Source organism: Cetobacterium somerae (assembly GCF_022430525.1).
In the GTDB taxonomy this organism is placed as follows: domain Bacteria; phylum Fusobacteriota; class Fusobacteriia; order Fusobacteriales; family Fusobacteriaceae; genus Cetobacterium_A.
On sequence record NZ_CP092519.1, the window covers coordinates 1341015 to 1355853 of the forward strand.

The 14839-nt window shown below is 26.9% G+C and carries 14 protein-coding genes; 4 read left to right on the plus strand and 10 right to left on the minus strand.

Features of this window, described 5'->3' with window-relative positions:
• Nucleotides 1–9: 9 nt before the first annotated feature.
• The 3 genes from MKD34_RS06125 to MKD34_RS06135 all read right to left on the minus strand — a co-directional run bounded on the left by MKD34_RS06125 (nt 10) and on the right by MKD34_RS06135 (nt 3618).
• Nucleotides 10–1251, minus strand: coding sequence for a hypothetical protein (locus tag MKD34_RS06125; protein ID WP_240218725.1), 1242 nt, complete (start codon nt 1249–1251; stop codon nt 10–12).
• Nucleotides 1252–1361: 110 nt separating this feature from the next.
• Nucleotides 1362–2141: an alanine:cation symporter family protein gene (locus MKD34_RS06130; RefSeq protein WP_240218726.1), complete on the minus strand. Its 780-nt coding sequence runs from the start codon at nt 2139–2141 to the stop codon at nt 1362–1364.
• Between the two features lie 100 nt (nt 2142–2241).
• A complete protein-coding gene (locus MKD34_RS06135) occupies nt 2242–3618 on the minus strand; it encodes a tyrosine phenol-lyase (RefSeq protein ID WP_023052256.1) in 1377 nt (458 codons plus the stop codon).
• Nucleotides 3619–4046: 428 nt separating this feature from the next.
• Between MKD34_RS06135 and MKD34_RS06140 the strand changes: the two genes are divergently transcribed.
• Nucleotides 4047–4325: a LysO family transporter gene (locus tag MKD34_RS06140; RefSeq protein ID WP_240218727.1), complete on the plus strand. Its 279-nt coding sequence runs from the start codon at nt 4047–4049 to the stop codon at nt 4323–4325.
• The gene (locus MKD34_RS06145) at nt 4326–4925 is read left to right on the plus strand and encodes a lysine exporter LysO family protein (protein WP_240218728.1); all 600 of its coding nucleotides are present in this window, start codon (nt 4326–4328) and stop codon (nt 4923–4925) included.
• Between the two features lie 23 nt (nt 4926–4948).
• On the opposite strand, the gene MKD34_RS06150 is transcribed toward MKD34_RS06145, so the two are convergent.
• Genes MKD34_RS06150 through MKD34_RS06170 form a run of 5 tightly spaced genes read right to left on the minus strand, consistent with a single transcriptional unit; the run spans nt 4949 to nt 12237 of the window.
• Complete coding sequence (locus MKD34_RS06150; RefSeq protein ID WP_240218729.1) at nt 4949–6469, minus strand: alpha/beta hydrolase family protein; 1521 nt, start codon at nt 6467–6469, stop codon at nt 4949–4951.
• An 18-nt stretch (nt 6470–6487) separates the two neighbouring features.
• Complete coding sequence (locus MKD34_RS06155) at nt 6488–7204, minus strand: diacylglycerol kinase (protein WP_240218730.1); 717 nt, start codon at nt 7202–7204, stop codon at nt 6488–6490.
• Between the two features lie 10 nt (nt 7205–7214).
• Complete coding sequence (gene ybeY / locus MKD34_RS06160; protein WP_240218731.1) at nt 7215–7679, minus strand: rRNA maturation RNase YbeY; 465 nt, start codon at nt 7677–7679, stop codon at nt 7215–7217.
• 11 nt (nt 7680–7690) lie between these two features.
• Nucleotides 7691–9760 carry an HD family phosphohydrolase gene (locus tag MKD34_RS06165; RefSeq protein WP_240218732.1) on the minus strand — a complete coding sequence of 690 codons (2070 nt, stop codon included), beginning with the start codon at nt 9758–9760 and terminating at the stop codon, nt 7691–7693.
• A 14-nt stretch (nt 9761–9774) separates the two neighbouring features.
• Complete coding sequence (locus MKD34_RS06170; protein WP_240218733.1) at nt 9775–12237, minus strand: ATP-dependent DNA helicase; 2463 nt, start codon at nt 12235–12237, stop codon at nt 9775–9777.
• Between the two features lie 266 nt (nt 12238–12503).
• Between MKD34_RS06170 and rpsT the strand changes: the two genes are divergently transcribed.
• Nucleotides 12504–12764, plus strand: coding sequence for a 30S ribosomal protein S20 (gene rpsT, locus MKD34_RS06175; protein WP_023051107.1), 261 nt, complete (start codon nt 12504–12506; stop codon nt 12762–12764).
• A 64-nt stretch (nt 12765–12828) separates the two neighbouring features.
• Nucleotides 12829–13335 carry a KdsC family phosphatase gene (locus MKD34_RS06180; protein WP_240218734.1) on the plus strand — a complete coding sequence of 169 codons (507 nt, stop codon included), beginning with the start codon at nt 12829–12831 and terminating at the stop codon, nt 13333–13335.
• 15 nt (nt 13336–13350) lie between these two features.
• Here MKD34_RS06180 and MKD34_RS06185 read toward each other — a convergent pair whose 3' ends face one another.
• The gene (locus MKD34_RS06185) at nt 13351–14463 is read right to left on the minus strand and encodes a YibE/F family protein (RefSeq protein ID WP_240218735.1); all 1113 of its coding nucleotides are present in this window, start codon (nt 14461–14463) and stop codon (nt 13351–13353) included.
• Nucleotides 14464–14519: 56 nt separating this feature from the next.
• Entirely contained in the window at nt 14520–14780 is a 261-nt protein-coding gene (gene rpsO / locus MKD34_RS06190; RefSeq protein ID WP_023051110.1) for a 30S ribosomal protein S15, read from the minus strand.
• Nucleotides 14781–14839: the final 59 nt, after the last annotated feature.

Below are 14839 nucleotides of genomic sequence, written 5' to 3' on the forward strand. Positions count from 1 at the left end.
CTTACTATTTTACTCCAAATAGTTTCCAAATAAATTAAATTTCTCTTCCATTTTATGAGGATAGTTTTTATAATAATACTCAAAAAGTTTTATTACAGGTTTAAAATCCTCATAATTTTCTAATATTCTTAAATACTCTTTTTCTATACTAATTAAAGAGTAATAATCACTTTTTTCAAACATTTTAAATAGTCTATTAATTATATCTATTACTTCTTTAAGAGGAACTTCTATTCCTTTTCCTATTATAAGTGCCTCTATATAAAAAGTTCTACTTTCATTTTTTTTCTCAAAGTACTCTGATAATTTCCCTAGATTATATAATAGTTTAAATTTCTCTTCATTATTTTTAATAATTTTCTTTTCATAAATCTTATTTAATTTTAAATAAATATTTTTTAATTCATTATTTTTTTTAGAATTAATTAAAATTTTTCCTAAGCTATAGAGCGTATGTAATTTTTCCTCTAAAGTTACTACTTTTTTCAAAATTAAAAAATATAATTCAATTCCTTTTTCTATATCGGTCTCTATATAAATTTCTGCTAAAATATTCAGACAATTATTTTTTATAACTCTATTCTTTATAATTTTTAAATACTCATTTATTTCATTCTCTATATTTAAATAGTTTTTTTCTTTATCTTTATAAAGTGAAAACAGATATAGATAATATATTTTATCATTCCTCTTTAAAATTTGATTTGCTAAAATATCATCTTTATATTTATTAAACAGTAAAGATATTATCTCATACTTTTCATGTTTTGCACATAAATTTATAAAAATTTCGAATTCTTTTTCATATTTTTTAATTTCTGTAATTCTTTGAAAAAGTTTACTATACATTCTTCTAGCTTCATTTGTATTTTCTAGTTTTAAATACATCTCTGCTAAATCAATTATATATTTAATTTGATCTATTTTTGATACCTTTAAAATTCCTTCTTCAACTAACCATTTATTATTTATTTCTCTATCTTTTATAACTTTATCTAAATATTTTTTAGCTTGTTCTTCAGAAGTTTCTATAAAACTTTCATAAGTTATTGTAAACTCTTCCTCTAACTCTTCAATTATTCTCTTTAAATTTTTATAAAAAATAACACTCATTTTTTTACTTAAAGATTTTCGACCACTTTCAACCATTCCTAAATATGTCTTAGAAACTTTATCCCCTGTTATATCTTCTTGTTTAATTTTATAATGTTTTCTATATTTTAGTATCTTTTCTCCTGGTGATAAAAACATACTATTCCCCCTTAAAATAAAAAACTGTTTATTATAGAATATCAAATTTTACATATTTTTACAATAAAAAATACCTTAGATTAGTCCAAACTCTAATCTAAGGTATTACTTTACTCTTTTTCTAATAATACTGTTTTATTATTTTTAATGTAAATTTCTTCATAATCATCTAAAGAATCTAATGCTATTTTAGACATTGGAACTATTGCAATGATATTAAATACTGTCATTAATGCCACTCCCAAGTCTCCTAATTCCCATACAAACAGATACTGAGCCATTCCACCTACAAACATCATAATTAATGCTAAAATTTTATATGCATCTTGAGCTTTCATTTTATCACCAAATAAAAATGCTACATTAGATCTTGCATAGAATAATATTCCCAAAAATGTACTAAAACTAAATAAGAATAATATTACTGCAACTAAAGGTGTTCCAATACTTCCTATATGATAATCCATACAACTTTGAAGTAAATCCATCCCCATTTTTCCATCTCTAATTGATTGTGGTGCTAGAAGCATTGTAAATGCCGTACAACTACAAACAACTAAAGTATCTATAAACACACCTAAAGCTTGAATTAACCCTTGTTCTACGGGATGATCTCCATCTGCCGCTGCCGCTGCACATGGAGCTGAACCACTTCCAGCTTCATTTGAAAACAAACCTCTTTTTACTCCTTGCATTAATACTGCTCCAAATCCTCCTGCAACTATTTGTCTAGCACCAAAAGCCTCTTCAAAAATTTCTAAAAACATTCCTGGAACTGAACCAATATTTGCTTCACCAACATTAAATAATATTATATCACCCCATAAAAACCCATTCAATGCACTAACTGCTGTTTTCAACGGTGATAATAATGAATCTATAAACCCCATCACATACCTCCTAATTTTTATTTTAGTAGAAAGTTTTATGTAGGTATTTCTAGATTAAAATATCCTAAAGTTATCTTTAGGATATTTTAATTTTTATTATCTATTTCTGTGAAAATCTTCCTGTAAAAAATCTTAAACAAGCTGGTTCGTACTCCCACTTTAATCCTTTTATTTGCTCTTTATTTTTATACAGTTCTATTATTGTATCTGCTACATAATCTAAGTGAGCATATGTGTAAACTCTTCTTGGAATTGTTAATCTTACTGTTTCTAATTTAGGATAATGATTTTTTCCTGTTTTTACATCTCTTCCTGCTGATATAATTCCTCTTTCCATTGTTCTAACACCAGAATGCTCATAAATAGATGCTGCTAAAGCTTGAGCAGGAAAATCATCTTGAGTTAAATGTGGTAGAAATGCTCTCGCATCTAAGAAAATTGCATGTCCTCCATAAGGTTTTACCATAGGTACTCCTGCTGCATCTAGCTTTTCTCCTAAATATCTTATTTGATTAACTCTATGACTTATATATTCATAATTTACAGCCTCTCTAAGTCCAATTGCCATAGCTTCCATATCTCTTCCTGCCAATCCACCGTAACTAGGCATTCCTTCAAATTGAACTACTGTAGCTGTCGCTTGTAGATATAATTCATAATCATTCATACATAAGAATCCACCGATATTAGTTAAACAGTCTTTTTTTCCACTCATTGTACATCCATCACCATATGAAAACATCTCTTTTACAATATCTTTTATAGATTTATCTGCATACCCTTCTTCTCTTGCTTTTATAAAATAAGCATTTTCTATACAACGAGTTGCATCATACATAATCTTAATTCCATGTTTATGAGCTAGTTCTGAAACAGCTTTTATATTAGCCATTGATACTGGTTGTCCTCCAGCTAAGTTAACTGTAACTGCCAAACAAACATATGGTATTTTTTCTGCTCCCACTTCATCTATTAATGCTTGTAATTTCTTTAAATCTACATTACCTTTAAATGGTAAATCTATTTGAGAATTATGAGCTTCATCTATTATAATATCTCTGAAAGTCGCCCCATTTCTTTCTTGATGAAATCTTGTAGTAGTAAAATACATATTTCCTGGAACATAGTCCCCTGGCTTAATTGTTAATGTTGATAAAATATTTTCTGCTCCTCTTCCTTGATGAGTTGGAACTACATATTTAAATCCAAAAAGTTCTTGTACTGTTTTTTCTAAATGGTAGAAGTTTCTGCTTCCTGCATAGGCTTCATCTCCCAACATTAATCCAGCCCACTGAGCATCACTCATAGCATTAGTTCCAGAGTCAGTTAGTAAGTCTATATAACATTCATCTGATTTTAATAAAAAAGTATTGTATCCAGCTCTTTCGATAGCCTCTTTTCTCTCTTCTTTAGTCATAATAGCCATATTTTCAACCATTTTTATTTTATATGGTTCTGGTGCAAATCCTTTTGACATAATAATTCCTCCTCATTTGTTTTTTCTTGTTAATAACATATATACTTTATTTTCTTTTTTATGTCAATAACGCTTATTTTAGAACATTTTCCATTTGCTAAAAATATATTTTTCATTATAAATGTAGAAAGATTCTTTGACTATATTTAAAATAAACCTTTTTATGGTTTTTTTATAAAAAAATAACAATTCTTACTCTTTCTAATTTCACATAAAAATAACTATTCTTATTTGTAATGATTTAATTTTTAAAAATAAAAAAAATTTTTTTTATTTTTTATATAAATTTTAATAAAAAAAAATTAATTAATTTTATTTTTTTATTTTTTATTTTCTTCAAACCTTTTAAAGGTTTATTTTTTACAAAATTTGATTTTTATATAATCTTTATGGTAAACTCCTACTATATTTAATATCTAGGAGGAAGTATGATAAGAATTTTATTATATATTTTCATTATAAGCTGTGGATTTTTATTGAGCAAATACCAATTAATACCTTTAAAATTAAAGATGAAAACTGCTATTTTACAATCCTTTTCTCTTTTCTTTTTATTAGGAGTTATGGGTTATAAAATTGGTAGTGATAACAAAATTATAAAAGAATTTCCAAATCTTGGATTACAAGCTATTGTTATTGCATTTTTTTCTATCTTAGGAAGTATTTTTATCACTAAATTTTTCTTTAGAAAAAGAGGTGACAAATAGATGCTCGGAATTTGTTTATCAATTATTTTTGGCGTTATTATAGGATTATTTTTTCAAACTCCATTTTTATCTAATTCATCAGATACTTTTATCGATTTAGGTCTCTGCTTACTTTTATTTTTTGTTGGAATCGATATTGGAGATAACTCTTCTGTATTTTCTGATTTAAAAAAATATGGTAAAAAAATATGGCTTCTTCCTATCTCCACAATTTTAGGTTCTCTTTTAGGTGGAGTTATTGGTTCTTTATTTCTTCCTATTTCTATTGGAGAAGGTCTTGCTGTTTCTTCTGGTCTTGGCTGGTACTCTCTGTCGGCCATTGAATTAACTAAAATAAGTCCTGAACTTGGAAGTGTTGCCTTTTTAAGTAATGTTTTTAGAGAAGTTCTTGCAATTTTAACAATTCCTCTTATTGCTAAATCCATTGGAAGTTTCGAGTCTATATCTACAGCTGGTGCTACAGCTATGGACACTCTTCTTCCAGTTATAAATAAAAGTAATAGTTCTGATATATCTGTTATCGCATTTTTTTCAGGCGTTGTTCTAACTACATCAGTGCCTGTACTAGTTCCACTAATTGTAAATATATTTAAATTATAAAAGGACATGAAATTCATGTCCTTTTAAAATAATATTAAATCATATATATCTTGTATTCTATATGGACTAGGAAGCTTTGTCTTCAAATTTTCCCAAACTTTCGAAAAAGTTTCTTGATCCATATCTTTTATTTGATTATATGCTTGAGATTTATATAAAATATCCTCTCCACATTTTTTTATCGCATTTAAAATTTGAGATTTTATTTTTTTATAGTTTAAATCTGTTATTAAAATTAAACTGTAATAATCTGCTAATAGCTCTTTCTCAACACAATATTCAAGAGTTAATATTTTTCTCACAATTGTTCCTAAATAACCAATTGATAAATTTTTACTAAACATTCCACATCTTTCACCTTCAACTTCAATAAAAGGTAAAAATATATCTTGGTAGTGGTAATCTTGAACTGATTTTGTAAAAAATAAAAAACTAGAAAAAATAGTTTTTTTCTTTATCTCTTTTCTTAAAAAACCTTTATCAACTTGATATACAGCTCCTACATGAGGAAAAAGAGATACTGTCAAATCTTCAGAATGACAAAAATTAACTATATTTTCTTCATATACTTTATTAGCCTTAATTTTTCTAATAAAATAATCTGCTTGGAAAAGTTCATTCGTTAAATTATCCACTTTAAATAAGGCATTAAAAACTCTATTATTATCTAATAAAGTATTTTTTGTATCATTTGATAATTTACTTAATAAATTTTCAAATTTTGTACTCTTTACAAAATTTTTTATAAATCCATCATCTATTTCAGGAGATATCTCAACATTACTTTCAATTAATAAAGTACTACTATCTTTTATTACCTTACCTTTTTTTAATTCTTTTAAAAAAAATGCTAAATATTCATTTTTAAACTCAACAAAATATTGCTTTTCAATATCATCCAAATTAAGTTTATCTAAAATTTTATCATAGTTAAAAAAATCTAAAAGATTTATAATACCATCTCTATTTATTCCTACAGCATTCCAAGTACATGTATATGGAATAAATCCCCTCTCCTTATCAACCATAATACTTACAAACTGAGCAATTCCACCACCTAAAGAATGTCCTGTTATTGATATCTTTTCTTTAGGAATTTTAAACTCATCATAAATCTTATTAAATACCTCTAAGCCATCATAAAATTGTACAGGTTTAACACCTAGTCCAATTTTTAAATCATTTTCTATAAAGTCTTTATAAGCATCTTCTATTGGATATTTTTCACTCCCTCTATAAGAAATTACATATTTATCATATTTGATATTTCGAAACACTACACTATAAAATCCTGTTGAATCTCTTTCTAAATCAGAAGCTCGTTTACTTTCTACATAAAATATCTCCCAATTATGAAGAATATCCTTAAAAAAATTATAAAATAAATATCTAGTGTTTGAATTTGAAAAATAAAATCCATCGCTATCTAATTTTAATGAATCGTTCTCTCTGTAAATTTGATCTAAATTTTTTTTATAATCCTCTTGAGAAAAATTACAATAAGAGAGTACACTAAGCAACAGATAATCTTTAGCTCTTTGCATTATATACCTCCTAGTATTCTAAATTTTTAATAGAGATAGAAAAAGATATGTTACACCCATTCCTATTGCGGCGCCTATTATGGTTTCTAAAACTGTGTGTATTTTTCCTTCTACTCTTGATTGTAAAACTAAAATTAAAAGAAATAAAGAAAGATAAAATACTCTAACATCATGTGTTAAAAAAAATATTCCCATGAAAAGCGCTCCACCGAGAGCGCTATGTCCACTAGGAATTCCTCCTCTCAAAGGAGTTCCTTTTTTGAAAATACTTTTAATTGCTATTACTAGTACCACTATAAATATAATTATAAATACAATTACATTTGCATAAGATTCTTTTAATAAATCAAAAAAGTTATCAAACTCGCCTGCTATTCTTTTATGAAAAACTAAATAACCAACTATCAAAGCATTACTAGCTGCTATAAATACTGCACCTGCTCCAACATCTTTAGCTCTTTTTGCTAAAATATTATATTCTGGTGAAACTAAATCTACAAAACTTTCTATGGCAGTATTTAAGAGTTCTGCTGCTAAAACAAGGGACATACTAATTGATAACACAATTAATTCCATTCTACTTACACCTAGAAAAATTGAAATCATCAAAACTAATATCGTGCAAAATGCGTGAAATTTCATATTTCTTTCTGTTCTAATAGTTTCTATTATTCCTTCTATTGCTACATTAAAACTTTGTGTTACATCTTGTTTATTATTTCCCTTACCCCTCATCAACTCCTCCTTAATCTCTAGTATGACCAAATTTTCCTAAAATTTCTTCCTCTCTAGCTCTCATCTCTTTTTTATCCTCTTCTTCTATATGATCATACCCTAAAAGATGTAACATTCCATGAGTTAAAACATAAAAAAATTCTCTCCTAAACGAATGATTATACTCATTGCACTGCTCTTCAACTCTTTCTAAAGATATTATTATATCTCCCAACGTATCATACGGACCAATCATATAGTCTTCTGTTTCATGATATGCAAAAGATATTACATCTGTAGGTCTATCTTTATCTCTAAAATCTCTATTTATTCTTTGAATCTCTTCATTTCCAACTAAAGCTACAGACATATAAACTGGCTTTTCTGATTCAAACTCATCGTTTAATACTTCACAAATGTATTCTTTTACTTCTTCCTCATTTATAAATTCATTATATCCCTCTATTTCTAGAGAAAAATCTAATACTACTTCCATATTAACTCCTTTTACTTTTGTCCTGGATATTTTATTCTAACGTGATGAATACTCATTAAAACTTTTGTAAATGTTTTAATAATTATTTCTATTTCTTTAAATGTCAATGCCGCTTCAGATAATTGATTATCCTCTATTTTCGAATTAATAATTTTTCTTAACATATTTTCAATAGTTATTGGTGTCTTTTCATCTAATGATCTAACAGCTGCCTCTATTGAATCTGCCAACATAATTATAGCCGACTCTTTACTTCTTGGAATTGGTCCTCCATATTTGAAATCCTCCTCTATAACAGTTGGATCTAATTGCTTCGCCTTGTTATAAAAATATGCTAACATTGTTGTTCCTTGGTGCTCAAACATAACATCTCTAATCTCTCTTGGAATTTTATATTCTCTTCCTAATTCATTACCATCTTTAGTATGAGATGTTATTATTAGAGTACTTAAGAATGGAGATATCTTTGAATGAGGATTTTCTCCTCCTTCTTGATTCTCTACATAAAATTTAGGTCTTTTCATTTTTCCTATATCATGATAATACGATGCTACTCTTGCAAAAATAGCGTTTGCTCCAATTGCTTCAGCTGCTGCTTCTGATAAAGTTGCAACCATCATTGAATGATGAAATGTTCCTGGTGCCTTCATTGATAAAAGCTTAAGCAGAGGATGGGACAAGTCACCTAATTCTAAAAGTCTAAATGTTGTTAAAATATTAAATGTTCTTTCAAAATATGGTAACACCGCTATTGCTAACATTCCTGAAAGTAATCCTGAAACAACTATTTCTCCACTTTGGAGTACAATTAAATTTTGTTCTCTTCCTATAAAATAAGTTAATAACAGATATAAAAAGAATTTTGTTACTGCTAGCTTCATTCCTAAAGCTATCAATTCTTGTCTTGTTGTTACTTTTTCTATTAGATAAGATCCCATTAAACAAACCAAGAAAGTTACAATAATAAATACTGGATCATAGCCTACAATTGGAAATAAAAAAGTAGTTGCCATAAGCGTCGCTAAAAAAGCAAAATCTTTAGCAAAAAGTATTGCCATTAAGAAGTACATTGTTTCAAATGGAACAAAATATATATGATCAGGTTTTGTAAATCTATAAGCTAAAAAGCCTATTGTAAATATCAAAAATAAACTTCTGTATATACTTTTATTTAATATATTTTTCTTAAATTTATTTGCTAATAGCGGATAGAATATAACTGTCAAAATAATCGTATATAAAAAATTTGCCATAGAAAAACCTAAACTCTTTTTATAAGAATAAATTCCAACAGCTTCTAAAAGTTTAGCCCTACTATCAGTTATTATATCACCCTTTTTGACAAGTAAAGTTCCCGCTTTTATATCTAAAATTTGGTCATCTATTTGTGAGATCTTTTCTGCAATGGAGTTTTTAGTTTTAGTTTCATCATATATATAATTTGCTGTTAAAAAATTTTCAACAATTTTCTTATCAAATTCTGGAAGCTCTAAAAATAACTCGTCATTAGGAGGAGAAATTGTTAGACTCCCTTTTTCTCTTATAATTCCTGTTGCATAGGCTTTTGTTAAAAACCCAATAACTCTTTCTTTTGCTTCTAATAACTCTTTTTTGTTTAATTGTGTTAATTCTGTTATTAGTTTTGGAGGTAACTGCTTTCCTATTATATCTTCAACTCTATCTAAATATAACTTGTTTTTTTTGAAATTTTTCTTTAATATTTCATCAAATAGATATTCTGCTCCTGATATATAAACTGTTCCCGCTTGTGGTACATATATATACTCTTTTTTAGAATTTTCCATAAGATTCTTTATTATGTCTTGCTTCTTATCTCTATCATTAAAAAGAATACTTTTAGGTGAATAAATATCATTTATTGCCACATCACCTACATCATACTTTTGTCTATTTACTATATAGCCACTCTTTGAACTAATAACTATTAACATTATCATTAAAATTAAATAAAATATTTTTTCTTTTAAATGATGATCCTTAGTATATAATTCAGCATCGTCTGCATTTTTCCTATTAATCTTAAAAGTTAAACTTAGACCAAATAGCTCAATTTTTTTCATATTAGTTACTCCTTTTAGGTTTTAGAAATATCTTTTAAAATCTCTTCTTTACTTAGTATCTTTATATTTTTAGTAGGAATAGCTTCTTTAAAATATTTTCCATAACTTTTTGTTATTACTCTATTATCTAATATTGTAACAATTCCTTTATCACTTTTACTTCTAATTAATCTTCCAATTCCTTGCTTAAATTTTATTACAGATTCTGGAATTTGATACTCTACAAATGCATTTTTATTTTGTTGTGTTATATTTTCAATTATTGCTTCTGTTACTGGATCACTTGGAACTTTAAAGGGTAATTTTATTAAAACTACTGAACTTAACTGTTCACCTTTTATATCCACACCTTCCCAAAAAGAATCTGTTCCAAATAAAACAGGATTTTTTATATTTTTATATAAATTTACAAGCTGAGTTCTTGGAGCTTGTCCTTGAATCAACAAATTTAATCCAGCCTCTTCTAAGTCATCTTTTATCATATAATACATGTAATTTAAGGTACTATACGAAGTAAATAGTATAAAACATTTTCCTGAAGTTTTCAATATCAAATTTTTTAAAAAATCTTTAATACTATCAATAAATTTAGGATCACTTGGGTTTAGTAAATCTTTAGGTAAATATACCGTCATTTGATTATCATAATCAAATGGAGAGTGAATAACCTTCTCTAGAGTTTTTTCTTTTAACCCTATACTTTCTTTAAAATAAGTAAAATCATTTCCTATTGCTATTGTTGCAGATGTAAAAATCATCTGTTTCAAATTTGCATATAGATTTTTATCTAATTCCCCATCTATTTTTAAAGGAGTAGCAACTAACTTTGAATTGCTTTTTTTACCATTTACTTCTGCCCAGTATATAAACTTATCATCATCTAGCGAATTTATAAATTTCAAATTTTCAAAAAAACTATCCAACCTATCTATATATCTAGAAAAATCACTTATATATCCCTCTTTATCTTCTATATCTTTAATTTTTCCTAAAATTGTTCTAACTTTTTTTAAATAAGATGATAAATCTATAACAAATTCGTCTTTTAAATTATCTAATTGATTGTAAAAAACTGCTTTTTCAAATTCATTCTTTTTTAGTCTATAAGTTATGCTGCTCATTTGTCCTTTAGAAAAAATTTCAATTATAAAATTAAAATATGCTCTACCTGAGTTAAATAAATTTCGATGTCTCAATTTTATATCATTCTCTAAATCTGACTCAATTCCTTTTTTTCCATCATAGTCACAATTTTTTAAATAATTTATAAAAACATCTAAACTTCCTGTACCTCTTTTTTTAGATTTTTCCATTGTGTATATTTGATTCATAGTTTTAGTAAAGCCATATTTAGAAATCTCATATGAAAAATAATCTCTTGCAACTTTTTCAACATTATGTGCCTCATCAAATACTGCTAATTCATATTCTGGTAAAATTGAATACTCTGTATTAAAACCTATTTCTTTTCTTATTGCTAAATCAGAAAAATACATATGATGGTTAGTTATTAGTATATCCGCTTTTTTCTTTTCATCTCTTGCTTTTAAAAAATAACATTCTGATTTAAATGCACATTTATTTCCTGCACACATATCACTTTCACTTTGAAAATGTTCCCAAATTGAATAATCTACTTCAAATGGAAGCTCTGCCTTATCTCCAGTTTCAGTTTTGCCACCCCATTTTAAAACCTCTTTAAATTGAGATTTTTGACTTTGACTATATTCTTCAAAATCTACAATATCTCCTGTAGCAACATTATGTAATTTTCTATTGCATAAATAGTTTCCTCTTCCTTTAACTAAAACATAGTTAAAATCTCCTTGAATAACTTTTTTAGCTATTGGAATATCTTTATTTAAAAGTTGTTCTTGTAAATTTATTGTATTAGTACTTATAACAACTCTTTTTTTATTCTTTATACTCCACTCTATAGCAGGAATTAAATAACCTAATGTTTTTCCTGTTCCTGTTCCTGCCTCAACAATTACTTTTGTTTCTGTATTTAATCCATTTTCAATGACTTCAGCCATTTCTAACTGCTCATTTCTATATTCAAACTCTTTAAATACATTTGCTAAAAGACCATGTTTTTCAAAATATGGTTTTATATCTATCTTTATATTTTTCTTTTGAATCAGTTCAACAATCACATATATATCAGATAAATTATTATCTACAATATAAGATCCTCCATCTAATTTATTTGAATATATTGCAGCAATCTCTACATCTGGATCAGATGGATATAAGTGTCCTGATGGGTGATTATGTATTATTACTTCACCTTTTCTCATTCCTTTTAATATAGCAGGAACTGAATATTTATTGCCTCTTGCTAATACTTCGACTTCTGTTACTACTCCTTCTTCATCTGGAAGTCCTCTGAAAAATACTTCGTTACCATCGACTTTTTCTATCTCTAGCTTCATTTTCTCTCTAGCTTCTAAAGATATTTTTTCTTCTATATTCATTCTTATCCTTTCTTTGTTTCTCGTATTCTCACTATAATATAATACTCTTTTTTTGAGAAAATATAAATTATTTTTTTATTTATCTTCTTTTTTTATAATAAATATGTTAAAATATTCTAGGTCCATTGTAAATATTGTGTCTCTTTTTATGCTTACCTGTCAAATTAAAATACTTATACTGAGTACGATATACGTATTGACATAAAGCGTTATTTATGTTATTATGTTATGAAAATTTTATTTAAAATTAAAGGGAGGTTTTTGATTTGGCACATTCAAAATCAGCAAAAAAGAGAGTTTTAGTAGCAGAGAGAAACAGAGAGAGAAATCAAGCTGTAAAATCTAGAGTAAAAACAATGCTTAAGAGAGTTTTAGTAGCAGTAGAAACTAAAGAGGTTGAAGCTGCAAACGCTGCTTTATCAGTAGCTTATAAAGAGTTAGATAAAGCTGTAAGCAAAGGAATTATGAAAAAGAATACAGCATCTAGAAGAAAAGCTAGATTAGCTGCAAAAGTTAACGCTTTATAATCGATGCTATTAAAGTAAAACTGGGGACATCCCCAGTTTTATTTTTTATTTTTGAGGAGGCTTTATGATTAAACTTATTGTTTTAGATGTTGACGGAACTCTTACTGATGGTAAGCTTTATGTAACAAATCTTGGTGATGAAATGAAAGCTTTTAATGTTAAAGATGGATTAGGAATTACCCAAGCTATTTCTCAAGGTAAAGAGGTTGCTATCATCACCGGAAAAACGTCTCAAATAGTTACCAAACGTTGTCAAGAACTTGGAATAAAAGAAATTCATCAAGGAATTAAAAATAAAATAGCAACTCTTGATTTAATATTAGAAAAATATTCTATTTCTTATGATAATGTTGCTTATATGGGTGATGATCTAATTGATTTGGCAGTTATGAAAAAATGTAAACTAACAGGAGCACCTAAAGATTCAGTTGAAGAAATTCTTAATATTTCTGATTTTACTTCAACTAAAAATGGTGGAGATGGAGCTGTTAGAGAATTTATAGAATATATTTTAAAAAAAGAAAATTTATGGAATAATGTAGTTAATCACTTTGTTCCCACAGAACAATAAAAAAATAGCTGAGATTCAGCTATTTTTTTTTGTAAATATAATACAACATAGATATGAAGTTATAGGTACTGCAACTAAAATACCTATACTTCCTGCAAAAGCTCTTATAATATCAGCTGCTACTGATTCAAAATTTAAAATTCTAATTAAAGGAAATTGTTCTTTTTGTAAATATATAAATAATGTTGATAATATTCCACTTCCTATATAAGCTAATATTAACGTGTTTACCATTGTTCCTATAATATCTTCACCTATTCTCATACCTGATTCAAAAATGTCCTTTTTAGCTATATCAGAGCTTCTCTTTTTCAATTCTGTAAGAGCTGATGATATTGACATAGATACATCCATTACTGCTCCCATACTTCCTAAAATAACTCCAGCAGATATTATTTCTCTAATTTTTATTCCTTGAAGTAATGTTGAATAATTTAATGCCTCTACTGAAACAAAACCTGTCATAGCCATTTTATATGAAAAATACATTGATACTATTCCTGCTATTACTACTCCTGAAACTGCTCCTAGTATTGCTACTAATCCTTTCTGAGAGAATCCTGTTGTTAAAAATATTGTAATTGTTGAACATAATAAAGCACATAAGGTTGAAATCAAAATTGGTGAATATCCATTTGATATCATTGGTAAAAAAATATTATATATTATACCTACTACAATTACTAAAGATAAAATAGCTTTTATTCCTTTATATCTAGCAATTATAAATGTTAACAATACAAATATACCTACTATTAAAAATATAGAGTCTCTTTTATCTATATCTACTATATAGTAAGTATTATCACCTAATTCTCCAGGCTCTTTATACAATACTACATTTTCATTCTCTCTTATAAAAATATTATAAGCTTTTTCTAAATAAACTGGTGATTGAATTAAAATCTCCTTATTTTTATCGTCACCTTCTAAAATTTTTACCCTATACTCTTCAATCTCCTTTATTCCATCTTGTCCACTATATCCACTTTTTTTTGTGCTCTCTAAATATAAAATTTTACCTTTTACATACTCTTCTTGAGTTTGATATTTATCATCATAATTTATTTCTTGTGGAAATATTTCAATAGAAAATATTATTAAAAATAGTATATAAATTTTTTTCATACACTCTCCCCTTTTATTTTATAAAAAAAAACGAGGAAGACTTCCTCGTTTTAATATTACTTTCTGATTCCTAATTTAGCAATAAGAGCTCTGTATCCTTCGATATCTTTGCTCATTAAGTAGCTTAAAAGTCTCTTTCTTTTTCCAACCATTTTTAATAATCCTAATCTTGAGTGGAAGTCCTTCTTGTGAGTTCTTAAGTGATTAGTTAAGTGGTTGATTTGTGCAGTTAAGATAGCGATTTGAACCTCTGTAGATCCTGTATCTTTCCCGTCTTTTCCGTAAGCGCTGATGATTTCTGCTTTGTTTATAGCCATTTTATTTCCTCCTGAATATTTAATATCTAAGCCAAGGTTTACGGGGCTTAATCGTAAAT

Bases quoted from the DNA above. Each gene is read 5' to 3' on its own strand.
- MKD34_RS06125 (WP_240218725.1), bottom strand. From the start codon at position 1,251: ATGTTTTTATCACCAGGAGAAAAGATACTAAAATATAGAAAACATTAT.
- MKD34_RS06130 (WP_240218726.1), bottom strand. From the start codon at position 2,141: ATGGGGTTTATAGATTCATTATTATCACCGTTGAAAACAGCAGTTAGT.
- MKD34_RS06135 (WP_023052256.1), bottom strand. From the start codon at position 3,618: ATGTCAAAAGGATTTGCACCAGAACCATATAAAATAAAAATGGTTGAA.
- MKD34_RS06140 (WP_240218727.1), top strand. From the start codon at position 4,047: ATGATAAGAATTTTATTATATATTTTCATTATAAGCTGTGGATTTTTA.
- MKD34_RS06145 (WP_240218728.1), top strand. From the start codon at position 4,326: ATGCTCGGAATTTGTTTATCAATTATTTTTGGCGTTATTATAGGATTA.
- MKD34_RS06150 (WP_240218729.1), bottom strand. From the start codon at position 6,469: ATGCAAAGAGCTAAAGATTATCTGTTGCTTAGTGTACTCTCTTATTGT.
- MKD34_RS06155 (WP_240218730.1), bottom strand. From the start codon at position 7,204: ATGAGGGGTAAGGGAAATAATAAACAAGATGTAACACAAAGTTTTAAT.
- ybeY (WP_240218731.1), bottom strand. From the start codon at position 7,679: ATGGAAGTAGTATTAGATTTTTCTCTAGAAATAGAGGGATATAATGAA.
- MKD34_RS06165 (WP_240218732.1), bottom strand. From the start codon at position 9,760: ATGAAAAAAATTGAGCTATTTGGTCTAAGTTTAACTTTTAAGATTAAT.
- MKD34_RS06170 (WP_240218733.1), bottom strand. From the start codon at position 12,237: ATGAATATAGAAGAAAAAATATCTTTAGAAGCTAGAGAGAAAATGAAG.
- MKD34_RS06180 (WP_240218734.1), top strand. From the start codon at position 12,829: ATGATTAAACTTATTGTTTTAGATGTTGACGGAACTCTTACTGATGGT.
- MKD34_RS06185 (WP_240218735.1), bottom strand. From the start codon at position 14,463: ATGAAAAAAATTTATATACTATTTTTAATAATATTTTCTATTGAAATA.
- rpsO (WP_023051110.1), bottom strand. From the start codon at position 14,780: ATGGCTATAAACAAAGCAGAAATCATCAGCGCTTACGGAAAAGACGGG.